Source organism: Macrococcus equipercicus, from assembly GCF_004359525.2.
Classification (GTDB): domain Bacteria; phylum Bacillota; class Bacilli; order Staphylococcales; family Staphylococcaceae; genus Macrococcus; species Macrococcus equipercicus.
Genome location: NZ_SCWC02000008.1, coordinates 1 through 25,419, shown reverse-complemented (window position 1 = coordinate 25,419; position 25,419 = coordinate 1). Strand labels below are relative to the sequence as shown.

Annotated in this window: 23 protein-coding genes, 2 tRNA genes and 5 pseudogenes; 7 read left to right on the top strand and 23 right to left on the bottom strand. The window is 39.3% G+C overall.

The window, feature by feature from the left end:
- Nucleotides 1-13 precede the first annotated feature (13 nt).
- The 6 genes from ERX35_RS09435 to ERX35_RS09410 form a co-directional block, all read right to left on the bottom strand.
- A complete protein-coding gene (locus tag ERX35_RS09435) occupies nucleotides 14-997 on the bottom strand; it encodes a VOC family protein (protein ID WP_149459652.1) in 984 nt (327 codons plus the stop codon).
- 121 nt (nucleotides 998-1,118) lie between these two features.
- Nucleotides 1,119-2,999: a heavy metal translocating P-type ATPase gene (locus tag ERX35_RS09430; RefSeq protein ID WP_149459651.1), complete on the bottom strand. Its 1,881-nt coding sequence runs from the start codon at nucleotides 2,997-2,999 to the stop codon at nucleotides 1,119-1,121.
- A 159-nt stretch (nucleotides 3,000-3,158) separates the two neighbouring features.
- Nucleotides 3,159-3,638, bottom strand: a complete 480-nt coding sequence (locus ERX35_RS09425; protein WP_149459650.1) for a peptide-methionine (S)-S-oxide reductase — start codon at nucleotides 3,636-3,638, stop codon at nucleotides 3,159-3,161.
- A gap of 95 nt (nucleotides 3,639-3,733) precedes the next feature.
- Nucleotides 3,734-4,585 (bottom strand): glycerophosphodiester phosphodiesterase, encoded by an 852-nt coding sequence (locus tag ERX35_RS09420; protein WP_170234604.1) that lies wholly within the window; start codon nucleotides 4,583-4,585, stop codon nucleotides 3,734-3,736.
- A 277-nt stretch (nucleotides 4,586-4,862) separates the two neighbouring features.
- Nucleotides 4,863-4,933, bottom strand: a tRNA-Thr gene (locus ERX35_RS09415).
- A gap of 4 nt (nucleotides 4,934-4,937) precedes the next feature.
- Nucleotides 4,938-5,010, bottom strand: a tRNA-Arg gene (locus tag ERX35_RS09410).
- A 253-nt stretch (nucleotides 5,011-5,263) separates the two neighbouring features.
- Here ERX35_RS09410 and ERX35_RS09405 point away from each other — a divergent pair.
- Nucleotides 5,264-5,698, top strand: coding sequence for a GNAT family N-acetyltransferase (locus tag ERX35_RS09405; RefSeq protein ID WP_149459648.1), 435 nt, complete (start codon nucleotides 5,264-5,266; stop codon nucleotides 5,696-5,698).
- Nucleotides 5,699-5,821: 123 nt separating this feature from the next.
- Here the strand turns inward: ERX35_RS09405 and ERX35_RS09400 are convergent.
- A pseudogene (locus tag ERX35_RS09400) lies at nucleotides 5,822-6,952 on the bottom strand (SulP family inorganic anion transporter); the annotation flags it as partial.
- 150 nt (nucleotides 6,953-7,102) lie between these two features.
- Here ERX35_RS09400 and ERX35_RS09395 point away from each other — a divergent pair.
- From ERX35_RS09395 to hxlB, 3 genes are all read left to right on the top strand, one after another.
- On the top strand, nucleotides 7,103-7,573 hold the full coding sequence (locus ERX35_RS09395) for a GNAT family N-acetyltransferase (RefSeq protein WP_149459646.1): 471 nt from the start codon (nucleotides 7,103-7,105) through the stop codon (nucleotides 7,571-7,573).
- 162 nt (nucleotides 7,574-7,735) lie between these two features.
- Complete coding sequence (hxlA, locus tag ERX35_RS09390) at nucleotides 7,736-8,365, top strand: 3-hexulose-6-phosphate synthase (RefSeq protein ID WP_149459645.1); 630 nt, start codon at nucleotides 7,736-7,738, stop codon at nucleotides 8,363-8,365.
- Nucleotides 8,365-8,919, top strand: a complete 555-nt coding sequence (hxlB, locus tag ERX35_RS09385) for a 6-phospho-3-hexuloisomerase (RefSeq protein WP_149459644.1) — start codon at nucleotides 8,365-8,367, stop codon at nucleotides 8,917-8,919. Before hxlA ends, hxlB begins: the two co-directional genes overlap by 1 nt.
- A gap of 41 nt (nucleotides 8,920-8,960) precedes the next feature.
- Here the strand turns inward: hxlB and ERX35_RS09380 are convergent, their stop codons facing one another.
- The 5 genes from ERX35_RS09380 to ERX35_RS09360 form a co-directional block, all read right to left on the bottom strand.
- Nucleotides 8,961-9,479, bottom strand: coding sequence for a YdhK family protein (locus ERX35_RS09380; RefSeq protein WP_149459643.1), 519 nt, complete (start codon nucleotides 9,477-9,479; stop codon nucleotides 8,961-8,963).
- Between the two features lie 256 nt (nucleotides 9,480-9,735).
- A complete protein-coding gene (locus tag ERX35_RS09375) occupies nucleotides 9,736-10,341 on the bottom strand; it encodes a transglycosylase family protein (RefSeq protein ID WP_149459642.1) in 606 nt (201 codons plus the stop codon).
- Nucleotides 10,342-10,703: 362 nt separating this feature from the next.
- The gene (locus ERX35_RS09370) at nucleotides 10,704-11,216 is read right to left on the bottom strand and encodes a hypothetical protein (protein WP_149459641.1); all 513 of its coding nucleotides are present in this window, start codon (nucleotides 11,214-11,216) and stop codon (nucleotides 10,704-10,706) included.
- 95 nt (nucleotides 11,217-11,311) lie between these two features.
- Nucleotides 11,312-11,530 carry a hypothetical protein gene (locus ERX35_RS09365; protein WP_149459640.1) on the bottom strand — a complete coding sequence of 73 codons (219 nt, stop codon included), beginning with the start codon at nucleotides 11,528-11,530 and terminating at the stop codon, nucleotides 11,312-11,314.
- Between the two features lie 81 nt (nucleotides 11,531-11,611).
- Complete coding sequence (locus ERX35_RS09360) at nucleotides 11,612-13,330, bottom strand: ABC transporter ATP-binding protein (RefSeq protein WP_149459639.1); 1,719 nt, start codon at nucleotides 13,328-13,330, stop codon at nucleotides 11,612-11,614.
- A gap of 452 nt (nucleotides 13,331-13,782) precedes the next feature.
- Between ERX35_RS09360 and ERX35_RS09355 the strand changes: the two genes are divergently transcribed.
- Together ERX35_RS09355 and ERX35_RS09350 are read left to right on the top strand one after the other, a co-directional pair.
- Nucleotides 13,783-14,832, top strand: a complete 1,050-nt coding sequence (locus ERX35_RS09355; RefSeq protein ID WP_149459638.1) for an ABC transporter permease — start codon at nucleotides 13,783-13,785, stop codon at nucleotides 14,830-14,832.
- A gap of 9 nt (nucleotides 14,833-14,841) precedes the next feature.
- Nucleotides 14,842-15,510, top strand: coding sequence for an ABC transporter ATP-binding protein (locus tag ERX35_RS09350; protein ID WP_149459637.1), 669 nt, complete (start codon nucleotides 14,842-14,844; stop codon nucleotides 15,508-15,510).
- A gap of 111 nt (nucleotides 15,511-15,621) precedes the next feature.
- Here ERX35_RS09350 and ERX35_RS09345 read toward each other — a convergent pair whose 3' ends face one another.
- From ERX35_RS09345 to mobV, 8 genes and pseudogenes are all read right to left on the bottom strand, one after another.
- Entirely contained in the window at nucleotides 15,622-16,833 is a 1,212-nt protein-coding gene (locus ERX35_RS09345; RefSeq protein WP_149459636.1) for an NADH:flavin oxidoreductase/NADH oxidase family protein, read from the bottom strand.
- 80 nt (nucleotides 16,834-16,913) lie between these two features.
- Nucleotides 16,914-17,567: pseudogene (locus ERX35_RS09340) on the bottom strand (SAV1803-related protein); the annotation flags it as partial.
- A gap of 260 nt (nucleotides 17,568-17,827) precedes the next feature.
- Nucleotides 17,828-17,980 (bottom strand): annotated as a pseudogene (locus tag ERX35_RS11480) (IS21 family transposase); the annotation flags it as partial.
- Between the two features lie 94 nt (nucleotides 17,981-18,074).
- A pseudogene (locus tag ERX35_RS09335) lies at nucleotides 18,075-18,626 on the bottom strand (replication initiation factor domain-containing protein); the annotation flags it as partial.
- A 315-nt stretch (nucleotides 18,627-18,941) separates the two neighbouring features.
- A complete protein-coding gene (locus tag ERX35_RS11670) occupies nucleotides 18,942-19,073 on the bottom strand; it encodes a hypothetical protein (RefSeq protein WP_281290602.1) in 132 nt (43 codons plus the stop codon).
- Between the two features lie 125 nt (nucleotides 19,074-19,198).
- On the bottom strand, nucleotides 19,199-19,627 hold the full coding sequence (locus ERX35_RS09330; RefSeq protein WP_170234602.1) for a hypothetical protein: 429 nt from the start codon (nucleotides 19,625-19,627) through the stop codon (nucleotides 19,199-19,201).
- The gene (locus ERX35_RS09325; protein ID WP_170234601.1) at nucleotides 19,624-20,088 is read right to left on the bottom strand and encodes a polymorphic toxin type 35 domain-containing protein; all 465 of its coding nucleotides are present in this window, start codon (nucleotides 20,086-20,088) and stop codon (nucleotides 19,624-19,626) included. The genes ERX35_RS09330 and ERX35_RS09325 overlap by 4 nt, the downstream gene beginning before the upstream one ends.
- Before the next feature lie 261 nt (nucleotides 20,089-20,349).
- Nucleotides 20,350-21,522, bottom strand: a pseudogene (gene mobV / locus ERX35_RS09320) (MobV family relaxase).
- A 796-nt stretch (nucleotides 21,523-22,318) separates the two neighbouring features.
- Between mobV and ERX35_RS09310 the strand changes: the two are divergent.
- A complete protein-coding gene (locus ERX35_RS09310) occupies nucleotides 22,319-22,768 on the top strand; it encodes a GNAT family N-acetyltransferase (protein ID WP_149459633.1) in 450 nt (149 codons plus the stop codon).
- Nucleotides 22,769-23,169: 401 nt separating this feature from the next.
- Here ERX35_RS09310 and ERX35_RS09305 read toward each other — a convergent pair whose 3' ends face one another.
- The 3 genes from ERX35_RS09305 to ERX35_RS11475 form a co-directional block, all read right to left on the bottom strand.
- Entirely contained in the window at nucleotides 23,170-23,664 is a 495-nt protein-coding gene (locus tag ERX35_RS09305) for a TIR domain-containing protein (protein WP_149459632.1), read from the bottom strand.
- Between the two features lie 15 nt (nucleotides 23,665-23,679).
- Nucleotides 23,680-25,068 carry an SIR2 family protein gene (locus ERX35_RS09300; protein ID WP_149459631.1) on the bottom strand — a complete coding sequence of 463 codons (1,389 nt, stop codon included), beginning with the start codon at nucleotides 25,066-25,068 and terminating at the stop codon, nucleotides 23,680-23,682.
- A 71-nt stretch (nucleotides 25,069-25,139) separates the two neighbouring features.
- On the bottom strand, nucleotides 25,140-25,419 hold a 280-nt coding region (locus ERX35_RS11475), incomplete at its 5' end, for a hypothetical protein (protein ID WP_211360008.1).

Genomic DNA, 25,419 nt, shown 5'->3' with positions numbered 1-25,419 from the left:
CAATAAATTCAGTTCATTCATCAGCTGACCCGCCTGTCGTCCGGATAGGTGCTAATCTACTTTCAATCTCCACTCTATCTGCTTCTAAAAACGGCGGCAGTGATAACTGTTCACCTAAAGTTGCTTCCTGCTCATTCTCCAAAAATCCTGGTCCGTTCGTTGCCAGCTCAATGACAATCCGTTCAGGTGTCGTAATATAAAGTGACTTAAAGAAGAAGCGGTCAATGACCGGTGACGTCATAAGCCCATTTTCACGCAGCCAGCCCAGCCATTCTTCCAGCTCCGCTTCATCTTTAACCTGCAGTGCAATATGATGCATGCTTCCTCGTCCCGGACGTTCTCTTTCACTGATGTTATGTTTCACGTGAAGCTCATCGCTGCTGCCCCCTTTATTAACGCTGTACACACGTATCGTGTCACCTGTTCCCGGATGAACAAATGACCGTGCTATGCGGTAGCTGAATACATTTTTCAGCATTTCTTCAAAGCTGTCAATATCGCTGACATCCAGCTGGAATGGACCGAGCCCTGCAATCTGATATTCAGTCGGCACAGGACTGTTGTCCCATGGTTCATAGTGCGGGACATACGCTTCGTTCTCGTCACTGACTAGTGCGAGCCGCTGCTGATCAAAATCTTCGAATTCAAGTGTCAGCCGTGAGTTGATGCGCACGGGTTCTTTGTACGGTACATTAAAGTCGTCGAAGCGCTGCTTAAAATAATGGATGGCCGCGTCAGTCGGTACGCGCAGTGAAATACGCGTGATGCTGTCTGACCCCCGCCACGTGCGCCCTGCCATCGGTATTTCAAAGAACGTGATATCTGTTCCTTCGTTACCAATACGGTCGCCGAAAAACAAGTGATACATGTCCGGGCTATCTTGATTGACCGTCTTCTTCACAAGCCGCATCCCAAGAATCTCCGCATAAAAATGATAATTGTCTGATGCATCCTTTGTGATGCCTGATGCATGGTGATGACCTAAAATTTGTCTCATTATATACTCCTTCTGTTTAATTAGTATAAAAATTATACCATAAACTTAGTACTCATTCTGCTCTTATGAACTGGCGGCAACAAAAAACCTTATCACAGCAAAAGCTGTAATAAGGTTTCATTTAGTTAACAGTGTGATCTACTGCTACTCTAGATTGCCGCTCTACTGCTTCTTTCCGCTGTCTTAACAGCAGCAGACCGTTCAGGATGACAAGTATCGTCGAGCCTTCGTGGAACAGCACGGCTGTCGGCAGGCTGAGCAAGCCGAAAATATTCAGTATGACGAGAATGACGATGACTGACAGTGAAAATACAACGTTCATCATAATTTTACTGTTCAATCTTCTGCTTAAGTTAAAACTATAGAGTAATTTCAATAAATCACTTTTCACGATGACGACATCAGCTGATTCCATCGCGACCGATGAACCGCTGCCCATCGCGATACCGATATCTGCACTGGCTAATGCCGGCGCATCATTGATACCATCACCGATCATACCAACCAGCTTGTTGTTCTTCTGGCTGGCAGTGACATAGTTAATTTTGTCTTCCGGCAGACACGACGGAATATAGTGCGTAATACCGACTTCATCAGCGACCTTTTTAGCCACCTGTTCATTATCACCGGTAAGTAGAATGACATCGATATTCTGCTGCTGGAATCCCGATACTGCTGACACCGATTCTTGACGCACCTGGTCAGCAAGTGAGAAATAACCGACGATGTCATCACCTTTGCTGACGAGAACAGTCGTCTTCCCTTCAGCTGCTTTTGCCTGATAGTGATGGTTATCCCGGTAACCGGCAAATGCTGACGGTTTACCGACTTTAATAGCACCTTTAACTAAGCCGGAAGCTGTTTTCTCTTCAACAGGCTGTGTCTGATCAACCGTATCGAGATTCAGTTCTTTGAACCCCGTGACGATAGCCTGTGCAATCGGATGACTGGATTGCTGTTCCATATAGACAACTTCTTTTAAGACATCTTCCGGTACCTCATAATCGGTCACTTGGAATTCGCCGAGCGTCAGCGTCCCTGTTTTGTCGCTGTATAATACGTCCATTCTGCTGAGTGCTTCCATGGCAGCACCGCCTTTGAACAGCACACCATTTTTCGCACCGTTACTGATGGCACTGAGCGTAGCAGGTGTTGCGGATGCTACTAAGGCACATGGGCTTGCGACTGTCAGCAGCACCATTCCTCGGTAGAACGCTTCCTGGAAGCCGAGATGATTGAAATAATACAGAATAAAGATAAAGATTGGTACGGCAATCAGCACACCGATGACATACTTTGCTTCGATCCGGTCGATGAACTTCGATACTTTCGATGGTCTGTTCTGTGCTTCTTCAACCATCCGGATAATATTTGAGAACACAGTCTCACTGCTTAATTTGTTCACCCGCAGATAGAAGACGTTGCCTTCATTGATTGTTCCGGCAAATACTTCTGCGCCGCTTTCTTTCTCGACAGGAACTGCTTCACCTGTCAGCGCTGATTCATTGACCATCGCCGCGCGGTCTATCATACCGTCAATCGGAATCTGCTCGCCTTTCGATACAACGACTATATCTCCGACTTGCAGTTCATCAGTCAGCACTTTAATGATTTCACCGTTCGCTTTTAATACGTGTGCGGTATCCGGCACTTGCGCCATCAGTTCTGATATAGCATTCGTTGATTTGTTTGACGCGTAGTCTTCCAGCGCTTCTGCTCCCGCGAATATTAACAGCAGAACCGCCCCTTCAGACTCATAGTTGATCACGACAGCGCCGAGCGCGGCAAGAATCATCAACAGATCGACGTTCGGTGATTTTGCCTGAATCGTTTCAACAACTGCTTCCTTTGCCGCGTAAAATCCTAAGAAGAATATAGCGATATAAAACGGAAATCGGCTTAACTGCATGTTAATGCCGGATAAAATATAACCTAGTATAGTGAACAGAATACCAATCAACAGAAACTGGCCCTGCCTTGATCTCATTAAATAGTTAAACATGTCTATCACTCCTTATCATTCATCGAGTATAGATAACCATCCCTTATTTATAATAATTATAATCTGTATAAGTAATAATAGTCAATTAAATTATCTAATTGAGAATAATATATTATAATTGAGAATAATTATCATAATCATTGAGTTGATGAGTCAGTGTCAATTGCCGGTACGGTGCTTGTTCATTAAGTCCACCGGGATATGACAGTAATGGTCCGGAAACTTATCAAGATGATGCTGATGTTCCTCCGCACTCGGGATATAATTCATGAGCGGCAGTACTTCGACTTTAATACGGCTTGCATCTGGACGCTCTGTAATGTAGGATGCCGCTGCCTCCAAATGATCATCGTCTTCGCTGTAGATGCCCGTTCTATACTTCCTGCCGACATCGATGCCTTGCTTATCCACACTGTACGGATCAATGATCTGAAAGAACTCGCCCAATAATTCATAAAGTGAGAGTACTTCCGGATCAAACACGGTTTTGACGCACTCCGCATAACCGTCATAGTCTCCGTCAAGTGTTCGGCTGCTGCCGTTCGCTCTGCCCGCTTCTGTCTTCACTACACCCGGAATCGTCTTAATAAAGGCCTGCACGCCCCAGAGACAGCCGCCTGCCATATAAATTGTTTCCATCTTACTCCCCCTCAATTCATTACACTTTATTTACATTATACATTTTTGATAAAAAAAATAACGCCTGTTATAGAGGCGTTCGGTTCTGTGTTCAGTTAACCATCACTTGTAATCATGACATGGACATTCGGCCGATTCGTATAAACGCCGCTGATGCCGTATGTCGATAGGCGTTCCATATCTCTTTCATTATCGATTGTATAGGAGCGGACGATTAAGCCTGCCTGCTTCAATTGTCTGACATTTTCTGCAGTGGCATCCTGATAATTGATCGAGACAGAATCTGCATATGTTTTAATTGTTGTCAGTTCAGGCTGTGCTAACTTACGGACATCGCCTTTCCATATCGACTGATTGAGTGGCAGCCCGGGTGCAAGTGTTTTCAGCTTCTTTAATGAAGCCGGCGTGAACGATTCCACGACGACTGTTCTATTGCTGAAGTTCTCAGCCGTCAGCATGCCGTGCCGCTGCAGCGACAGAGCGACCTGCTGCTCCATGCCTTTGTTCTTCTCCGGCACTTTCATCTCAATATTCAGCTTCGCTCTGCCGGCGTAGCGTGCCAGTATTTCATCGAGCGTTCTGATCTTCTCATGTGAATACGCAGCTTTAGCCCGTTCAGGATATTTCTTATTGAACCAGCTGCCGGCATCAAGCGTCTTCAGTTCAGCGAGCGTCTTATGACGCACCAGTCCAGCGCCGTCCGTCGTCCGCTCGAGCGTTTCATCGTGAAACGCGACCACTTCGCCGTCTTTAGTCAGCTGCAGGTCAATTTCAATCACGTCCGCCTGCTGCTTGATGGCAAGGTCGTAAGACGCAAATGTATGTTCAGGAGCATCATAGCTGGCGCCGCGATGGGCTATCGTTAATGGTTTTGTGACTTCAGCTTCTGATGTCAGAAACGGTGAAACAATTAGTACAGAAAATAAAAGAGCGATTGATTTTTTCATGTCCATCCTCATCATTTATTTTTTGTTAATTGGTTCTGTGAAGCACCTATATTATAGCAATGAAAAGTTGTCATAACGGGCTCTATTACGATATTAACAAACACTTTGAACTCTTAATGCTGAAGCTACGGAATTTACAGAACGGTTGATTTGTTAATAAATCATGAACTTTCGGTATTATCGTCGTCGTCATCGTGCCGATACTTGCGACTATTCTGTTATAAATAATAAGACGCACTTTCCGGTGATGGAAAGTGCGTCTTATTTATATTACCGATGCCTCCACCCAGAATCGAACTGAGGATTCATCATTACCATTGATGGGTTATACCACTTAACTATAGAGGCCTGAAACCCTCGATGCGATTCGAACGCACGACCTACTCCTTAGGAGGGAGTTGCTCTACCAGCTGAGCTACGAGGATATTGAGTTCTGAATTATTATTTTAACATAGAGCAGTGATGACTGTCAGTTAAAATTTCAAAACTGTCTAGTATGGCTTTTCATTATTTAGTTTTTCTACTTTAAACAGAAATTCTCAAAATAAATTAAATGCTTTCATATTACAAAAGCTAATTATTAGTACATTAACTTTAACAAAAGTTATTAACGCTATAAAAAATTTTATGCTACTGTGATAATTAACAAAAACACTAAATTTATTAAGGAAGAATACTATGGAAATAACAATTAGAGAATTCAATACTACAGATTCACGAAAACTTGATCGATTATTTACTGAACTTGGATATCCAACAACTAATAAAGAGCTTTCAGTACGTTTAGATAAACTGATGAATCATAAAGATTATTTTGCATTAGTTGTAGAGCATAATCAAAGAATTATCGGCTTTTGTGGAATGTGCAGAATGATGTTCTTTGAAAGAGATGGAAATTATATGAGAATACTTGCTTTTATTATTGATTCTGAATATAGAAATAAAGGTATTGGCAGCCGTTTATTAATTGAAGCTGAAAAATTTTCTCAAACAAAACATTGTACAGTTATCACTTTAAATAGCGGAAATCGTGAAGAACGGAATATTGCTCATCAGTTTTATATCAGTAACGACTATATTTTAAAGTCATCAGGATTTGTTAAGATACTTTAATAAAAAATTTTTGATTTCATTCGTTTGCAACTACACATGTTTCAAATAAATATTGCGACAGACATCGAAATCACATAGGCCTAATTCTCCACTCTAGTGACACGTCTATATTTTCCGCTTCAATATCACATTCAACACACTGCCGACAATCACACCGACTGCCAGATTATGCGTCAACAGCACGAGGACGACTGTCACGACAATGACAGCTGTGTCTACTGTCGGTGCTGTGCGCATGAGTCTGAATGTCTTGAACTCAAATGTACTGAACGCGACAACGACCATAATACCCGCTAATATCGCCATCGGTATTTGTACAAGGAAATCACCGAGCACAATGATCATGAACATAAGGAAGAGACCGGCGGTGAGTGATGATAACCTTGAAGTACCGCCTGACTTTAAGTTCATGACGGACTGACCGATCATCGCGCAGCCGCCGATACCGCCGAATAATCCGGAGAGTATGTTCGCTATCCCCTGTCCGCGTGCTTCTTTATTTTTGTCGCTGTCAGACTGCAGTGTCTCATCGACAATACGGGCTGTCAGCAGGCTTTCAACAAGTCCGACGACTGCCATAGAGATAGAATACGGCAGAATAATCATGAGTGTCTCAACAGTGAACGGGACATGTGGGATGAGAAAATGCGGCAATGCGCGTGTGATCTCCCCGAGGTCACCGACTGTTCTGACAGGTGCGCTTGTGACAATGGAAATAGTCGTCAGTAACACGACTGCTATGAGTGGTGCCGGTATTTTCGTGAACACTTTCGGCAGGAAATGGACGATGACAATCGTCACGCCGGTGAACACGTAAGTCTGCCATGAATGGCCGAATATATGCTGCAGCTGGGAATGGAATATAAGAATCGCCAGTGCATCAACAAAGCCGATCATCACTGTGTTTGGTATGTATTTCATTAAATGGCCGACTTTAAGCAGGCCGAGTATGATCTGAATCACACCCATCAGCAACGTTGCCGCCAGTAAATAGTCGACGCCGTAGTTTTTGACCAGCGGGTAGACCAGCAGGGCGATCGCACCGGCCGCCGCTGAAATCATCGCCGGGCGACCGCCAGTGAATGCGATGGTCACTGCGATGACAAATGACGCATACAGGCCGACCATCGGGTCAACGCCGGCAATGACGGAAAACGCGATGACTTCAGGCACGAGCGCCAGCGCGACGACAATTCCAGCGAGCACATTGGCCCATGCGTTATTCAGCCACTGTGTTCTAATATGTTTTATCATGATGACCTCCATAAAAATACTAAAATGAGTATAACATGAATTATTCTCGATAAACTGTGTCTTTTCATAGCCGACACTTCATTACTGAATGACGAATGATAATTTTCATTATATAATGCTATTCATATTCATCACCGAAAGGAGTACGCCATGAACATTCGTCATATTCAGCAGAAAGACAATCCACTGATTCACAGCATCATCCAGCGCTCATTAGAAGCTCACCATCTCGCTATACCAGGTTCCGCTTATTATGACCCGCAGCTCGGCAAACTTTATGAGCATTATACAGCTGACGGCGCTGCCTACTGGGTCGCAGAAGACGACGGCGAACTACTCGGCGGCATCGGCATCGGTCCGTTCGACGGGGATATCTGCGAACTGCAGAAACTGTACTTGAAGCCTGAAGCGCAGGGCCGCGGCATCTCCAGACAGCTTATGGATACAGCCTTGAGTTTTGCAGCAGCGCACTATAACAAATGCTATCTCGAGACGATGCACCAGCTGAAGACTGCATGCATTCTCTATGACAAATACGGCTTCCAACTGCTTGATCAGCCTCTGCCGGGATCAGAACATTCGGCGATGGATGCCTGGTATTTAAAAGACTTGCATAAATGATCTGAACGCCTTCACTTCAGCTAATATATTTCAATTTTACCAACGATCAATTTCGTTCCCCTTCAAGTCCATGTGCTTGTACAAGCAACCTGCATACATTATACTTGACCAAGTGAAGGACAGTGCTTCACTTGTTTAACAAATGATGAGGAGTGGACAAAGATGAAGTTACAGTTAGCATTGGATCTTGTAGATATTCAAGGTGCCATTGAAGTGATAAAAGAAGTAGAAGCATATGTGGATGTCGTGGAAATCGGCACACCAGTGGTCATTAACGAAGGCTTAAGAGCGGTCAAAGAAGTAAAAGCTGCTTTCCCGAATATGACAGTACTTGCTGACTTGAAAATCATGGATGCAGCAGGCTATGAAGTGAGCCAGGCAGCAGCTGCCGGCGCAGATATCATTACGATTCTCGGCGCAGCAGAAGATGAATCTATTAAAGGTGCTGTTAAAGAAGCAAAAGCACAAGGAAAAGAAATCCTTGTCGATATGATTGCTGTCAGCGATATCGCAACACGTGCAAAAGAACTCGATGCCCTTGGCGTGGATTACATTTGTGTTCATACAGGTTATGACCTGCAGGCAGTCGGTAAAGATTCATTCGAAGACCTTGCAACGATTAAAAGTGTTGTGACAAACGCTAAAACAGCTGTTGCAGGCGGTATTAAGCTGGAGACACTTCCTGAAGTGATTAAGCAGCAGCCTGACTTGATTATTATCGGCGGCGGTATTACAAGCCAGGACGACAAAAAAGAAACAGCGCGTCAAATGCAGGAACTGATCAGCAAGTAATGGAAACAACTAATTACTTCAACAAAATCATCCAGGAGTTAACAACCGCCGCTGCTGCGATTAATGAGCGCGAAGCTGAACAGCTCGTCAATCAGATCCTGCAGTCCGATAAAGTATTCATTGCGGGCGCAGGACGGTCCGGTCTGATGGGTAGAGCCTTTGTCATGAGACTGATGCATATGGGCATCGAATGCTACGTCGTCGGTGAAACAGCTGCTGCACCGTTAGCAGCGGATGATTTGCTGATCATCTGCTCAGGTTCAGGAGAAACAAAGACATTGTCAGCGATCGCAGACAAAGCGAAGCAACTCGGCGGCAAGATCGCAGTAGTGACGACAGCAACTGAGTCCACTATCGCTAAACTTGCTGACGTCACAGTCGAACTGTCCGGTGCTACGAAAGACCAGTCAGCCAGCGACAAGACGATTCAGCCGATGGGTTCATTGTTCGAACAGTCGATGCTGCTCTTCTTTGATGCTATTGTTCTCAGATTAATGGAGAAACAAGAGCTCGACACTGAAAAAATGTACAAAAATCATGCCAACCTAGAATAGCAAAAAAGACAGACACTTTTGATGTCTGTCTTTTTTCGTCTTTATTGCTTAAGTTCATCTTCAACAAGCCATTTATGGTTGACCATCTTCTCGCCTGTCTTCTGATCTACATAGTCAATCATATAGACTGTTGTTTTCTTCGCAGAATCAATGGTTGCCTCTGCACCTTTCATCCCTTTCATATGAGACGCTGTGATGACCGCCTTATCACCCTTTGCCAGCGCCTGTCCGCCCACATCTTTCAGCTCTTCATGAACGACCCATTGATGGTTATCCACTTTGTCACCGCCATTTGTCGGATTATATGACACGCTGTAAACTGTTGTGTCAAATGCGCCCGATATTGTTGCTGCCGCGCCTTTCATCCCTTCCATGTGATCTGCCAGCACCGTTACTTTGTCTCCTACTTCATATTTCGGATGCGCTGCTTTTTTCATCCCTTTAGGAACGACTTTATCCATGGATGAATGATGATGTTCTGTCTGCTGCGGCTCAGCTTTACATCCTGTCAATGTGAGCACTGCTATCATACTTCCTGTCAGTAATAAACGCTTCTTCATCATGCGCCTCCTCTTTAATGAATTCATAATGTCCTGCTGTCTTTAAGCTAACATACCCTATCCAGGTATATCAAGTCATAACATTTTGAGGTCTTTCGATTATGCCGGCGAAGAAGGAGCTGTATTCAACCGCGTCACTGAATATAGTACAGTCAAGTCAAAGATGAACTCAGCATTACATGGCTGTTCAATCACTTTTTGGAAAATAAGCCGCAAAAAAATCCTCTTTCCTTAAACAGAAAGAGGATTGGTGCTATTATGCGGTCACCCACTGAGAAGCGCCGTATTCGTTGTATAGTTTCACCGCTGCTGCATCTTGAACGGATTCCGGAGCAGAAGCAGGCGACTTACCTTTCCACTCTGCCGGTGCGACAATGTCCCAAGTCGTCTGCAGGAACTGATACTTACCTGCAGCACCGGACGTCGGATTGATGGCACGAATATTGCCGCCCGATTCACGCTGTGCGATTAATTGTAAATGGTCATTGACTTGTACCGTTGCCGTTGACTGAGCAGCTTCTTCGCTGACAGGTGCCTGCTGTTTCACTGGCGCCTGCTGTTTTACCGGCATTGGCGCTGCTACAGGCTGTGCCATCGCTGCTTCAGCATGTGCAGGCGCTGTATGATATTTCCAGGTCCATGATGACCCGTTAGATTCAAAGTTAAAGTGATAGCCATTATAATCAAAATCGTAGTTATACGTGCCCGCTTCAACCGGTGCTTTATTTAACTGCGCCTGATGGTTCATTGCAAGATCGGCAAGTTCCGCTTTATTGACAGGCTGTTCTGCTGCATGCGCTGAATGGCCTGCAAACGTCACTCCTAAGCCTAATGTTAATGTCGTTAAAATTGTTTTATTCATTGTTAATTACCTCCAAAAATGTAGTGGTGCTCATCAGAATGAAACTACATTGCCTACCTTAACACACGAAATGTCATAGCAGGTTACATGGCAATAACAATTTATTACAGCGGGATAACTAACATAACAAAGTGACATACAGCTGTCATCTATTGAAATATAATCAATGAGCTAATTAATAGGGTACCGCTAAAGGCAAAACTTGGCACCTGAAGTTTTTGGCTCTCGCCCGTCGAAAGAATAACATGGCTCTTTCGTCTTCTAGATTCGCAGTCATAAGGCGTAACAAAGTGTAAGTTGTAAGACGTTAGCGTCCGCATCACAGGATTCTAGTGAGAAAAGTTCTTTCTACCAAAGCGCGATTACTGTGTTTTAAGTGCGACATCAATCATCGTCGTACTGTTGAACTGGTCTACTGTCATCGACTTCACGTTCGCCGCCGCTTCCAGCTCTTCAATATAACGGTTCACTCTGTCTTCTTCTATAATCCCTTCCTCAACGACGCCGACGCCCGCCACCGTCTTAATGCGCTCCTGACCGTAACCGAACTCTGTATAGTTCTGCAAATCTTCTATGATCTTGCGCTCTAGCTTCAGCTGTTCGAGCATGTCAGAAGCAGTCGTCCCGTCAGCAATGTCAGTCGCTGAGTTCTTCAGATGGATTGCCGTCTTAAGCGCAACGATATCATGTTTCAGCTGGTCGATCTTCGCTAGTGAATCAATGACCTTCTGTGACTTCTCTGCTGTGACAATCGTCTTGCTGTTCACTGCAATCGGTGTTCTATATTCAGAATGGAACTTCTGCAGCTCACGGTTCAGCTGTTGACGCAGTGTACTGATAAGAAAAATCGCCTGCTGGATAGATAATTGAGTCATCGTGACCTCCTGTAGTTAACGGTAATGATGGATGATTATAACCTATTCACAGGGCATCGCCGATCAGCGGCGCACTTGAGATTATAAAAAAACCATCACTTATTTTTTCTGCCTTCGTCCCGATAAATTAACAGCGATGAAATTTTATTGATGAATCCCATCCCTGTTTCTGTTATATTAGCGCTATTCATAACACCTTTAGCAAAACTTTCATCTTCACGACCCTTTAACCCCGGTTCATCCCAGTCTTTATTGCCGGTACGTCCTTGTGGATTATGTTCCCCTGCATGTTTCGGCGGCCAGTTGTTTGCCATCTTGATTCCCCCGTCTCTTTTAGAATGATGGATTATAACCCATTATATATGTTTGTCATTATAATACAAATAATTCTATATTTATCCGAGCACTTGTTCATATTGCGCCTGCTGCAGTGCATAATACTTCCCTTTTTTCTCGAGCAGCGCTTCATGACTGCCTTCTTCGACAATTCTACCGTCTTCTATAAAGAAAATACGGTCGACATCACGAATGGTCGATAACCGGTGCGCAATCGTCAATGTCGTACGACCTTCAGACAGCTGTTTGAAGGCTGCCTGTATTCTATTCTCTGTTTCCACGTCAAGTGCGCTTGTCGCTTCATCAAGAATAATAATCGGCGGGTTCTTCAGAAACATCCGCGCGATCGATACACGCTGCTTCTGACCACCTGACAGCTTCGTTCCGCGTTCACCGACAATCATATGGATGCCTTGCGGTAATGTATCAATAAACGACTTTAACTGTGCCTGCTCGACCGCTCTCATAATCTCTTCATCTGTTGCTGTTAAGTTACCATAGGCTATATTGTCCCGCAATGTCCCGCTGAACAAGAACACATCCTGCTGAACAACACCGATCTGCCTCCTGAGTGATTCAAGCGTGTAGTCCCGGGTGTCACGACCGTTAATCGTCACAGCACCGCTATATGGGTCATAGAACCTCGGCAGCAGTGAGCATATAGTCGTCTTCCCGCCGCCGCTCGGCCCGACCAGCGCAATCTTCTCACCGCGCCGAACCGAGAATGATAAGTGATCCAGAATCACTTCATCATCGTACTTAAAAGTCACGTCCTCATAACGAATTGTTTCAGGAACTCCTTCAAACGCAACCGCGTGCGCTGCATCTTTAATAGCAACTGGTGTGTTCATCAGCTCTTTGAAGTTGCTGAAGCCCGCGATGCCTTTCGGGAACAGCTCAATGATTAAGTTAATCGACTGCAGCGGCTTGAACAAAATATCTGTAATCATAATAAACGCAACAAACTCACCGTAACTCATCATGTCATGCAGTACGAAATAACAGCCGAGAATAAGCACGATAATGAGCGTGAATTTCTGTGACATATAACCGATTGACGAATTCCATGACATAAAGTTATAAGCTTTCAGCTTCGTCGCGCGGAAGTCTTCATTCGCTGTGTGGAAGCGGTCCGCTTCAAACCGTTCATTCGTAAACGCCTGTACCAGGCGGATGCCGCCGATGCTTTCACCGATGACGTCGTTAAATGTTGAGACGTTGCTGAACAGCCGTCTGAACTGCGTCGTCATCTTCTGGTTGAAGTAAATCGTCAAGACAAAAATAATCGGTACGATACAAAACGTAATGAGCGCAAGCTTGACATCAATCGTCAGCATGATGACCAGCGCCCCAATCACGGTCATCACAGCGACAAATACTTCCTCCGGACCGTGATGCGCCAGTTCTCCGATGTCCATCAAATCATTCGTCAGCCGGCCGATCAGTTTCCCCGTCTTGTTGTTGTCGAAGAAATTGAAATTCAAGCGCTGCAGGTGCCGGTACAGCTCATTTCGAATATCACGTTCAATATTAGTCCCGAGCTTATGACCCCAGTACGTCACGATAAATTTCAGCACCGTGACAAAAGCAAAGACCGCAAATAAACCGACCGCACCGAGTACAATCTTGTTCCATTCCTTGGATGGGAGCAGCTGGTCAATGAACAGACTCGTCATCAACGGAAAAATCAGCTCAAGCACACCGACAAAAACAGCTGAACCAAAGTCCAGCACAAATAACCCTTTATAAGGCTTGTAGTAATCAAAAAACCTTTTCATGTGTTACCTCCATCGCTATAATAATTCAGCTCATTATTAATATATCTTATTTCTCTCTAGTATGAGCTGAAATTATTTATAAAATTTGGAATAGATGAGTTCTATATAAATAATAGCCATACAATAATCAAGTTTCTGCTAACAATCATCACACTGAGATTTTCTTCTATTCCACTGTACACATTTTTCACAATGATAGCACATACCTTAAAATCGCCCAGTGTTATAAACGCTGTTTCCATCGCTTTAAACATTGAAATATCTGCTCAGTCTGGCAGCGATATTACAGTCATTAATATGAGCATGCCGCTTGCAGCTCATATTTTTTTGTCCAACTCATCCTAGCTTTTCTCGTTCCATTACACTTAATTAAGGCATATACTCTATTTAAGGTGTATTTTTTGTTATATAATAGAATGAACATACGACAGACTTAGAAATGGAGAAAATCAATGTTTTTAGCCTGGAAAGAAATAATGCATAACAAGCTCAAGTTTTCACTGATTATCGGTGTACTTGTATTGATCTCATATTTACTGTTTTTAATTTCAGGGTTATCCAACGGATTAATGGGGATGAACCGGGAAGCGATTGATCAGTGGGATCCGGATGCTATTATAGTGACGAAGGAGTCGAATCGAAACCTGGCTCAATCAATCATGGATGAAGATGCTCTAGGTGACCAGTTCGATAAAGCAGCCCCTATTAAACAGCTTGCTGTGATTATCGCTAAAGGTGATAACAAGCAGAACACATTGCTGTTCGGTATCGATAAAGAGACATTCATCAATCCTAACATCACGGAAGGGACATCGTTTGCTGCTGACGATGAAGTGGTCGCAAATGACGCTTTGAAGCAAAAAGGCTTCAGTATCGGGGATACAGTAGACATCGCAGGCAGTGATGATGATTTAAAGATCGTAGGATTCACTAATAACGCTAAATATAATGCGGCTAACATCCTCTATAGCAATCAAGCGACGGCAGACCGCTTATCCATGAATCGCCTTAAAGATAAGGCAAATGCGTTCCTCCTAAAAGATAAGAACTATAAGGATAAGACGATTGACAGTGACTTTGAAGCGATTGACAAGGAGACCTTCATCACGAAGCTTCCGGGCTATACCGAACAGAAGTTAACGCTTGATGTCATGAGTTATTTCCTGTTTACGATTGCGACATTCATCATCGGTATATTCCTATATATATTGACAATTCAGAAGGCACCCATCTTCGGATTGCTTAAAGCGCAGGGAATCAGCAACGGCTTCCTCGCCAAATCTCTCGTCATCCAGACGCTGATATTGTCTGTCATCGCAGTACTCATTGCGCTGGGACTCACTGCCATTACAGCGGCTATCATCCCGGACGTCGTACCCATTAAGTTTGTCTGGCCGACCATCGCTATTTACGCAGCTGTGATCATAGTGACGGCAGTCATCGGTGGATTATTCTCTATCCGCTCCATCCAGAAAGTAGATCCACTAAAAACGATAGGATAAGGTGATGACATGGTATTAACATTAACTGAAGTCAATAAATCATTCGGGAAAGATCAGACGTACGTAGAAGCATTAAAACCTGTAGATTTTAATATCAACGCAGGAGAAATGGCAGCTGTGATCGGTCCGTCAGGTTCCGGTAAAAGTACCTTCTTGACAATTGCAGGCCTGCTGCAGCAGCCGACAAACGGCAAAGTCATCATCAATAATCAGGACGTGAGCAAGCTGTCAGAGAGACAGCGCGCTAAAATACGCCTGAAACACATCGGATTCATTTTACAGTCATCCAACTTAGTGCCTTTTCTGAAAGTGAAAGATCAGTTCAAGCTGCTTGCTCAAGTGAATAAGAATCATATTCAACCGGCTGACTTCAACAATCAAGTTGAGACGCTAGGTTTAACAGCTGTGATGAATCAGTTCCCGGCTGAACTATCAGGCGGACAACGCCAGCGTGTAGCGATATTGAAGGCTATGTATACGAATCCATCACTCATTCTCGCTGACGAACCAACAGCAAGCCTGGACAGTGCGCGTGCATATGAAGTGATCGAAATGATTCAGCGCATCGTCAAAGAGACAAACAAAGCAGCAATTATCGTCACTCATGATAACCGCCTATTGGATTATTTCGATAAAGTCTATGTCATGGAAGACGGGAATTTGACGCTTCAAGACTAACAGAAGATGAAAGTAAAATATTAAGAGACCATTTAGGCGTGTCGTATGAATATGGATTGACTCATTAAATATATTAAAAAATCCGAAATGCAGCTGCATTTCGGATTTTTATTATCTTCTTCTCTTCGTAAATGCTCGAGTGCCATGAACTCTAGCTAAATCAAATAATGGACTCCAGGCATTCGTGTGGACGACGGGTGTTTGGTTATTGCCAAGCCTTCTGATTTGCTGCTCGTAATAGGCAATCCCGATAAATCCACCTAACATTTTATCAACTGCTTTTATTTTGGTCGTCAGTCTTGGAATCGTCATATCCTCATATGTTCCAGCCCGTAATTGATTCGGCAGTTCCGGGTTCAACACAAGTGGTCGTGCAATACCGATCATCGCCACATTCGTATTCATAATCGCATCAATCATGCTTTCTTGTTTTCTGAATCCACCGATCACTGAGATAGGTACATCTACCATTTCACTGATTTGTCTCGCATAATCTAAGAAATAGACTTCACCGTCACCCATCATTTCAGGTTTCTCATAATCTCCCCCTGAGATTTCTATATGATCGATGCCAAGTTCAGCCATCTTCTTAATCACTGCAATAGAATCATCCAATGAGAATCCTTTGTCATTAAAGTCTGTTGAGTTGATCTTTAAGCTGATCGGGAAATCCTCTCCCAATGCGTCTCTCATCCCTGTGTAAATATCTATTAAAAACTGCATCCGTCGCTCTAATGTCCCGCCATACTCATCAAAACGGCGATTGTCTCTTGACGATAAGAACTGACTCACTAAATAACCATGCGCACCGTGAATTTGAATACCCGTAAACCCGGCCTGCTTCGCAACTACTGCTGCAGTGACGAAACGTTCAATCGTTTCTTTGATTTCATTGCTGGTCATCTCACGCGGCGGATTGAATGCACTGCCTGCATCTCCTCCAATAGGAATAGCACTCGGTGCGATTGGCTGTTTGGATACAGACTTCGGACTTTGTTTACCTGGATGGTTAATCTGCATCCAAATATGACTGTCATTACGTTTACCCGCTTCCGCCCAGCGCGTTAACATAGCTAAATCTCTATCGTCTTCAATAACGACATTGCCCGGCTCACCAAGGTAACGTCTATCAATCATGACATTCCCTGTCAGCGACATGCCAATGCCGCCATCCGCCCAATGTTTATAGGCATTGACAAGTGCTGCAGTCGGCCGATGTGCGTTATCAGCCATCCCCTCACTCATCGCACCTTTATATAATCTATTTTTAATGGTTACACCGTTACTTAAAACAAGTGGCTCAAATAATTTTTCTACTGACATAATAATCTCTCCTATGATTTACTGATTAACTCTCATGATCACTTTACCCGTTGAATCGTCATCGAAAGCATCCTTCAATACTGCTTCGCTCTCTCTATCCAATTGTTTCTATCGTCTATTTTTCTTTGCTTTATTTGTTCTTCCAATTTTTTTCTGTCTTCTTCTTTTTTCCTTTTTTCATTATAGTAATCATTTAAAGTATTAAAATAGTTTTCTTCTAATATTTTTTGCATTTCTCTCAATAAATCAAATGCTTTTTGAGGAGTTAAAAATGATTTGATATAACATTTTTTCATCCATTCTGGATTAGGTTTAACTTCATCAAGATACCATTCTTCAATAATAGGCTTCAAATAAACTCCATATCCAGGATAACCATATTTAAAAGATGTTTCTTTTGTAATCAATACATGTAAAATAGTGTGTTCTATCAAATCACAATATACTAATCTATCTTTTCTCTGAGTCTCAAAAGGGATATTAAACTTCTTTACATAATCTTTATCCGATATTTTCAACCATTTGATTTCATCTATATGATGGCAATAAAGACCTTCGCTTGTTCTAGTAAATTTCCCTTTTGAAATGCTTTTTATCTCTCCCTTCATAAATCTATAATATGAAGCTTCCCTAAAATAGTCATCTTGTACAGGACCATATTTCTGAAGTAATAAATCAAGTGCCTCTGCATAGTTTTTTGATAATAAATCCATGCACTCTATAGAATTATCCATTCACAATTACTCCTAAGTTATATTTTATTTACAAAAGGAATAAACATTTTTGAATCCAGAAAAAATACTAAAATGGTCAAAAAATCATTTTCAGAGAAATGAAAAAACATAGGTTATGAAATAAGAGATAGCCGTCGATTTTGGATATTCTTACTTCGCGATGTTTATAGTATTGGACATCCATCTGAATATATTAAATTCGAAGAATGTGTAAAGTTAGATAAAACAAGTTTTATTGATGGCATGGATCCGTTCAGTTACTTGTCTATAGTTCCTCTATCTTTTCCCAGCTCTCTTGCCAGCTTACTCTTATTAATTTTCATTTTTCCATTCTCCATTATATCCTTCAGTTTGGATAAGTCTGAAAGACTTGTGATCTTAAATTCCGTATCTAAATTAACTGTGTAATTCATCATTTCACCTCTATGAAATTATGAAAAATCCAGTCAATTTTGTACATACTTATTTAAGCGAGAGTGTACATATTTAAGCTGGCATTTATATAATATCAGCATTATCTTTTCGTTCTTGCTTTTTGTTATAAATTCTAATATATCTGTCACTATCTCTTGCCCCAAAATATTTCGTTTCAGCCTTACCGTCTAAACCATAATGAACATTTTTCTTCACTGCTTTATCACTCATGATATAAAAATCCGATAAATCTTCTTCAAAGTCAAAAGCCAAATCTAAGCGAGTGAATCCAACATTATCGAGAGCGATAAAAATGTTTTTCTTTAACCAATTAATTTCATCATCATTTAATTTATTTGGATTAAATTCAACCCTAAAATTTCTTCTATCCCAAGCATCAGCTTTAAATCTATCATGTTCAATATATACTTTATCTGTAAATATTTGACCTTCAAACTTAATGTGTTAAGCAATTCCACAGATGAACAAACGGACTATTACCGAGCAAATCAGCCATATACTGCGATTTATCCTTATTCAGATCACCTATCAAAGTCATACGGTCAAAGCTAATTTTTGGTAGGGGGTGGTCGTAGTTTGCACACTTAACCGGCTATTAGATAGGCCCGGCTTCCAATTTATCATTTCCCACAAAAAAACCCCTTTTCTAATTACAAAGATTTGTAATAGAAAAAGAGTCCTAAACCCAACCAACCATAAATTCTGTATCTTGCAAAAATCTTTTAAATAAATTATGATTTGGGTACAGATTAATATCAAAATAGATTTCACACTTGTGAGATTATTTTTTGTCCTTCACCCTCGCCGTCCAAAGCAAATGGGTTTAGGACTCTTTTTTTATTCAGTTTTACTTTAGCAGTTTAACAATAGTGACTGCAACCAAACTATAAAATAAATTTCATTTTAGAGATCTAGATTTTACTACGAAAATCTAGATCTCTAATTTTTTATATACTTGTATAAAGCCAGTACAATCATAAATAATACAACGATAAGCAAACCTTCTAAGATTAAATATCCAGCTGGCACAAAGATTGACCAAAAGTCTTTCCAAAATTCTTCATTAACCATTTATATTCCTCCATTTGTTTTCAGAATAATATGTTAATATTATACTGTATCTATAATCAAGACAAGAAGAAACCCAGATTTCCCTTAGGGAAATCTAGGTTTTCATGTAATCTCAAAGACATCTATCAGTTATTCAATCTTTTTTCTCTAATCTCATCATTTCTTTTTTTCTTCAACTCCAAAATTTTTATTTTCACTAAATCTAAGTTTTCTTGAGGGATAAGACTGAAATTAGGCTCCTTAGATATAGATATAAATTCATTCAATGAACGATAATTCGAAAAATCTTGTAATTCAAGAACTCTCCAATAATGAAAAAATGCCATAGAATAAGCATCTTCAACCCAATTAAAATGAAAATGATAAATCATGCCTGCCAATTCATGATGTTTTTCATTATCCTCTAACGTCGCAATAATAGATAAGTAATAAGCAAATTTTTGATCATTCATTCCATCTTCCATTAAAGTACCTAACAATTCCTCATCAGCACTAATTACCATATCTCTGTATTTTTCTGAACATAAAGATAATAAATAGTCTACGGATTTCATTTTGGCACCACCCATCCATCGCTAACTAAGATTTGCCCGTTTTTTCGGACATATGTAACTACAACAGATCTCCCATATTTAGTATATACTTTCTTTAATGCAGACTTTTTATACTTTGACTCACTACCATATCTCATCGTAGCTGACATAATTCTTTCTAAATCTTCCCACTTACCTGAACTAATTTCTTTCCATAAATGATCTTTCCTAAGAATATGACTTACATTGTTTGAATTTTTCCCTATAGAAGATATGTAAGGTAAAACAGAATTTGATCTAATTATAAGAGGAAATCCTCCCCCACCACCAGTATTAGGAACATCTTGATCCAGTGTGAAAATATTTGAAGTATCTCCCAAATCAATTGTTGTTTGTCCTTCTGCATAGGATAATTTAGAAAAGCTAGAACTCAATCCAATTAGAAATAAAACCGTCAGAAATATCTTTAGAAACTTTTTCAAAACCAACACTCCCTTTTATGAATTTATTTGATTGTAGATTTTCTGAGAATAAAAAAGGGTATTTATTTTAATTTTTAAGAAAACTTTAAGGTTTCAAATTTACATTTATTCCAATTTCCTTTTTGAGCAGAAACTTTGAACCCTCACACTCCCCAAGATGTGCCACCCAGGGAAATTCGCCCTGGTGGGCCCACTTCAAAAGTGTACGCGAGGGTTCTTTTCTTTCTCAAAAAGTTTTCTCGGCATAAAAGTCCCCCAAAATTATCTCTGGTGCCCTCTCCCACTGTTTAAATCTTTCTTGTGTTCATCTATCCCACGAATTTCATTGATTTTATTAAAATATTTCATTTCTGCTTTATCAAAATTTTCCCCAATCACTGTCTCCGTAATATCTACGCCTAAGATTTTTTCTATCGATTCAAAAATCTTTTTTATCATGGTCAGCAATACAACAGCCGTATCTCTCGCATTAATAAATTCCTTATTTAGATCTCCATTTTTCTTATCTAGCTCCCTGTTCTTCTTCCGTTCTTTTTCTAATTCATCTAAAATATCATATCTATTTACATAGTCAAACCGATTTAGAATCTGCTGTGTAGCTTCAGCTTGCTCGCTCAATCGGTCAAATTCCTCTGCAGAAACGATATAATTGCCCGTTCTAGCCATCTCAGAGCCAAATAAACCTGTTTTCTTGTATTCCTCCTCATAATCGACCCTCACAGGCTCTCTGAGCGTCTCTACGGCGTTCTGATAGTCCTCTTTCACTCTATCCAATTCAATACTTAAATCATGCAGTTCCCGTCCTTTAGCGACCATATCTTGCTTGTGGTAGCCCGTTATTTGCTTAAAAGTATTAATTTCCTCTCTTTCCTTGCCCGAAATCAATTTTGACGTGCCACGATCCATACGAAAACCACGCTCATTTACGAAATCATTAAAACGGTCTTGAAACTCCGTCATTGCTTTTTTGTTCCCCAGCATTTCCTTAGCGGATAATCTACCGTCTTTTGTCAGCGGAACAAATCCAAAGTGCATATGCGGCACTTTTTCATCAAGATGAACCGTCGCATAAAGTAGATTTTCTCTACCGTATTCTTTTTCTAAAAACTCCAAAGAATTTTTAAAGAAATCTTTAATTTCTGAATCAGATTTCTGCTCAAAAAATTTATCATCTGATGTGATAATTCCGTCGATATGTTTCACTGCATCTGAACGAATTTTTCTTTTTTAGTTATAATTTTGTTCAATTTTTTTCTCAATCACTTCACTAAAATCGATGTTTTTTTCGTTCAATAAATCAAAATTTAAATGCGTTTTTTCAAAATCAATATCGGGATTATTATAATTTTTATTCTCACGCTGCACATGTTTTTGGATCCCTGTCGTGTTTGTTTTTGATTTTATTTTTTCAACTCTGATGATTGAATAACTCATAAGACTTATTTTCACTCCGTTCCAATAAATCATTAAGGCGTGTGCTCTGCGAGGCTTGTTTTTGCTGGCGCAAAAATTGACACTCCGTGTCAAAAAACCAATCCTTTTTTGTGCCAGGCACAAAAAAGATCGCCCAAAAAAGTGGGCGATAATTCACTCAAAAATTTATCATTTTTTCATTCAGTAAAGCCAAAAATCAATTTGTGTTTGCAAATTATTTTCGACTTTTCCTAAAGACATTTTCATCAAATCAGTTAAATCAATATCAGATATTTCTTTGATTAATTTTCGATATTTATATTTTGTTATAAATGCCAGTTTAAATATGTACACTCCCGCTTAAATAAGGATAGGCAAAATTGTCTGGACTTTTCATAATTTTAAAGAGAGATTATGATTTACATAGTTATGAATCGTTTCACTTGATTGGACAATACCTATGGGGAAGTCATTATTAAATCAAAAAATAGACGCTTTTTTATGGTAAGACCCAGTAGAGCGTTCACTCCTGAGTTTAAACTGAAGATAGTACGGTTATTAGAAAATGGTAAGCTTAGGCTGAAATTGTATGTTAATAAAATCTGGCGCTTCCAGCTTTAAATTGCTTCCAATCTACATCAATTGAAATAGATTATTCATCAATTTGGAGAATTTAAAACCGTTATTATTGAGGATTTTAACACTGTTGCTAAAAATATATTCGGAGTCACTTTTTAAAGCTTATATCTCTAATCATTAAGGCAAAAGTTACATGAGCAGTTCCAAAAACATATTGATTTCTAAATCGGAGGAAAAAATGATAATTAAAGTAGAAAGATTAGAGGAATTACCTATAGATTTATTGCTTTTAGCTGATCCTTCAGAGGAAATAGTTAAAGAGTATATTGCTAGATCGAACAATTATATTTTAATAAAAGATGAAAAAACTATTGGAGTTATTGTTCTATTACCTACACGACCTGGCACTTTAGAAATAGTTAATATTGCGATTGATCCTAAGCATCAAAGGAAAGGTTATGCTAAAAAACTACTTAAATTCGCTATAAATGAGGCTAAGAATAAAGGATTTAAACATATTGAAATAGGTACTGCTAACTCGAGTATTAATCAGTTAGCATTATATCAGAAGATAGGATTCAGAATTAATTACATTGATAAAGACTATTTCTTAAAAAACTATCATGATGAAATTTTTGAAAATGATATTCAAGCTATTGATATGATTAGACTTTATATGGATCTATAGAACACCCTTATTGTCCTAATAACCATGTGAGATTATTTAAGGAATGTCATCAATAAACATATAAAAAGCACCTCTTGGAATTGTTCCAAGAAGTGCTTGTCATCTTTTGATAGATTAACGTTTTGAGAACTGTGGTGAACGACGAACGCCTTTAAGACCTGGTTTTTTACGTTCAAAAAACTTTAGGATTTCGTACAGTTATATAGACTGTCGTAAACCTTGATATTAAAGGATTTCTTATTTTTTCGATTGCATAGAATTGCATCAAATATCACTCAGGGGTAACTAAAGGGTAACTAAATAAACTGCTGGCCGGCGGTTTTATATATTTAAAATATCTTGTTGGAATGGTTAGTTAAGAGTTTATAATAACATTTATTATGTTACATGCAGTATACTTTTTACCAAGTTGATGGTTTATTTTTCAATCCATATTCTATCAATTCTTGAATATTATCACTTATATCTTTATAAACGTATTTACTACTACTAAATGATGATTTAAAACATTTAATATACTCAGAAGCTTTACGACCATTTACTGTGAAATTATCAAAAGGATTTTTACCTTCCGTATCTTGAACACCTTCATAGTTTTTCAGTTTATTAACATAAATACCAATTATACCTTTATTCAATTCGATAGCTCTTTTTATTTCATAATTTATCCATTTTCTATTTGCAGTTTCTACACCAATTAATACAACTACGCAACTCGTATTTAATAATTGAGCATCAATCCATGCAGAGATTTTTTCATCACTTTTTTCTTTTACAGCTTCCCATTCATTATCAGAGAACGTTGAATCACCAGATACTTTACCCATATTTCTTACTTGTCCAGCTCTCCAATTATCTCTATTATAATGAAAACTAAAAAACACTTTTCTTTTCATTAAAATTCATCTCCATTATTTTTGTAAACTTTTTATAATTGTCATTATCGTTTTTATTAATTCATCTACAGAATTTTCATTCTCTAAGAGATCTAAATAATCTTTAAGATATTGAAATTTCTCTATATCCTCTTTTACAATATTAAAAATTTTTGCTGCAGCTCCTCCAGTACTTCCAATAGGAATAACTTTTATCCCGTTACTAACACAGATTTCAAATTCTTCAATCATACCATCGGATACTATTGTACTATTATAATGATTTTTATTTCCAAATATAAAAATCGCTATTCCTACTTCACTAAGCATATCTTCCCTATACTTAGTCCATAAATCTTTATTACTATTTATAGGAAAAGGTCGCAATGTTAGAAATTCATCAGTATGTTTATATTTTGCCTTATATATTATTTCTAAAGCCCCTGTAATTATAGAAGAACTTATACCTTTTCCATATCCAGAAAACACTTTGTAGTTTTCATGTACCAAAGCTTTGGAAATTTTATATCCTAATTCATTCGCTTTATCTAAAGGCCAATTTTCATTTGTTGCCGTATGAATGGCACTAGAAATAAAGACATTTTTTCTATATACTTTTTGAATAATTTCTTCCAATATATCAGTTATTTCTGAGTATTCACTCACTAAGACTGTATTTATATTATAACGTTTTAAATCCTTAATCTTTAAATCCTGTTTTATACGTCTATATTCAAAATCATTTTCTTTTTCAGAAATTTTTTTCATGAAGCAATAATGCGGTCTATTGTGGTTATCTAATAAAATTTTGATCTGACTTAATATATAATCTAAATTAGGATCTTCAAAGCTAAATCCAATAAACAAAAAGGTTTTATTTATTAAATCACTTTGCAATGTTGTTCTGAAAAACTTTCTTTTCTTTCCATAAGTGTCATAGTCATCTTTTGTTATTACAGTTTCATTTGGAATTGATTTATCTCCATGCATTTTGTATACTACAGCGTCACGATTACGCATATTAGATACCAAGGATTCTTGATTTATCTTAACATCCACTTTTTTATTATTTTTTTTCAATGAATCTTCTAAAAGAGAATCATAATTTGTAGTCCAATAAGTAGATATTGGTAATTCAGTTATTATATCTAAATTCTTATTTTCAGTAGTATCATCTGTAAATCCGTTAATAATACTTTCGTCTATACGTACTCTTCCTTTTTCATTCTTATAATATTGCATTATTGTTATTAAATCATGTTCTTTTTCGATATCCAAATCAATTTCTTCTGCTAGTGGTTTAACCAATCCTTTCCAATCCATATATCCAGAAGGAATTGAAAGTCCTGCACCAGCAAATATTGCAGCATTTTCATCAGTAATAGCTTGAATATATTCATTTACAAAATTTTCTCTTTTTATCATTATTATTCTCCATCTCTACATATTATAATCTCTTTAGGTAAATAAATTTCCACTTTATTCTCTATTTTTAATTAATATAGTTTTCCATTTTGTATATAACTCAACTTATTTATACCTTCAAGTATAGGAGAAAGATTATTTTTATCTTTAAAATATAAGTCTAAAAAAAACTTTTGGCTTCCAATGTTTTTTCGATAAAAACTTCCTATCTCCCAAGCGCACCATGGCTTTATCCCTTGATTACCAGATAAATTTAATTCTACGTTGATAGGTTGTAAATATAATAATTGGTTGCATTTATTCATCTCTTCAAATATTGATTTTTTTATCTTATTACCATTAGGTAAATAA

What these genes read in the sequence shown, in the direction of transcription:
- ERX35_RS09305 (WP_149459632.1), bottom strand. Translation starts at nt 23,664, where the DNA reads ATGAAAAGAAAAGTGTTTTTTAGTTTTCATTATAATAGAGATAATTGG.
- ERX35_RS09350 (WP_149459637.1), top strand. Translation starts at nt 14,842, where the DNA reads ATGGTATTAACATTAACTGAAGTCAATAAATCATTCGGGAAAGATCAG.
- hxlB (WP_149459644.1), top strand. Translation starts at nt 8,365, where the DNA reads ATGGAAACAACTAATTACTTCAACAAAATCATCCAGGAGTTAACAACC.
- ERX35_RS09375 (WP_149459642.1), bottom strand. Translation starts at nt 10,341, where the DNA reads ATGAATAAAACAATTTTAACGACATTAACATTAGGCTTAGGAGTGACG.
- hxlA (WP_149459645.1), top strand. Translation starts at nt 7,736, where the DNA reads ATGAAGTTACAGTTAGCATTGGATCTTGTAGATATTCAAGGTGCCATT.
- ERX35_RS09430 (WP_149459651.1), bottom strand. Translation starts at nt 2,999, where the DNA reads ATGTTTAACTATTTAATGAGATCAAGGCAGGGCCAGTTTCTGTTGATT.
- ERX35_RS09365 (WP_149459640.1), bottom strand. Translation starts at nt 11,530, where the DNA reads ATGGCAAACAACTGGCCGCCGAAACATGCAGGGGAACATAATCCACAA.
- ERX35_RS09380 (WP_149459643.1), bottom strand. Translation starts at nt 9,479, where the DNA reads ATGAAGAAGCGTTTATTACTGACAGGAAGTATGATAGCAGTGCTCACA.
- ERX35_RS09345 (WP_149459636.1), bottom strand. Translation starts at nt 16,833, where the DNA reads ATGTCAGTAGAAAAATTATTTGAGCCACTTGTTTTAAGTAACGGTGTA.
- ERX35_RS09355 (WP_149459638.1), top strand. Translation starts at nt 13,783, where the DNA reads ATGTTTTTAGCCTGGAAAGAAATAATGCATAACAAGCTCAAGTTTTCA.
- ERX35_RS09370 (WP_149459641.1), bottom strand. Translation starts at nt 11,216, where the DNA reads ATGACTCAATTATCTATCCAGCAGGCGATTTTTCTTATCAGTACACTG.
- ERX35_RS09395 (WP_149459646.1), top strand. Translation starts at nt 7,103, where the DNA reads ATGAACATTCGTCATATTCAGCAGAAAGACAATCCACTGATTCACAGC.
- ERX35_RS09420 (WP_170234604.1), bottom strand. Translation starts at nt 4,585, where the DNA reads ATGAAAAAATCAATCGCTCTTTTATTTTCTGTACTAATTGTTTCACCG.
- ERX35_RS09310 (WP_149459633.1), top strand. Translation starts at nt 22,319, where the DNA reads ATGATAATTAAAGTAGAAAGATTAGAGGAATTACCTATAGATTTATTG.
- ERX35_RS09360 (WP_149459639.1), bottom strand. Translation starts at nt 13,330, where the DNA reads ATGAAAAGGTTTTTTGATTACTACAAGCCTTATAAAGGGTTATTTGTG.
- ERX35_RS09425 (WP_149459650.1), bottom strand. Translation starts at nt 3,638, where the DNA reads ATGGAAACAATTTATATGGCAGGCGGCTGTCTCTGGGGCGTGCAGGCC.
- ERX35_RS09300 (WP_149459631.1), bottom strand. Translation starts at nt 25,068, where the DNA reads ATGATAAAAAGAGAAAATTTTGTAAATGAATATATTCAAGCTATTACT.
- ERX35_RS09330 (WP_170234602.1), bottom strand. Translation starts at nt 19,627, where the DNA reads ATGAAATCCGTAGACTATTTATTATCTTTATGTTCAGAAAAATACAGA.
- ERX35_RS09435 (WP_149459652.1), bottom strand. Translation starts at nt 997, where the DNA reads ATGAGACAAATTTTAGGTCATCACCATGCATCAGGCATCACAAAGGAT.
- ERX35_RS11670 (WP_281290602.1), bottom strand. Translation starts at nt 19,073, where the DNA reads ATGGTTAATGAAGAATTTTGGAAAGACTTTTGGTCAATCTTTGTGCCA.
- ERX35_RS09405 (WP_149459648.1), top strand. Translation starts at nt 5,264, where the DNA reads ATGGAAATAACAATTAGAGAATTCAATACTACAGATTCACGAAAACTT.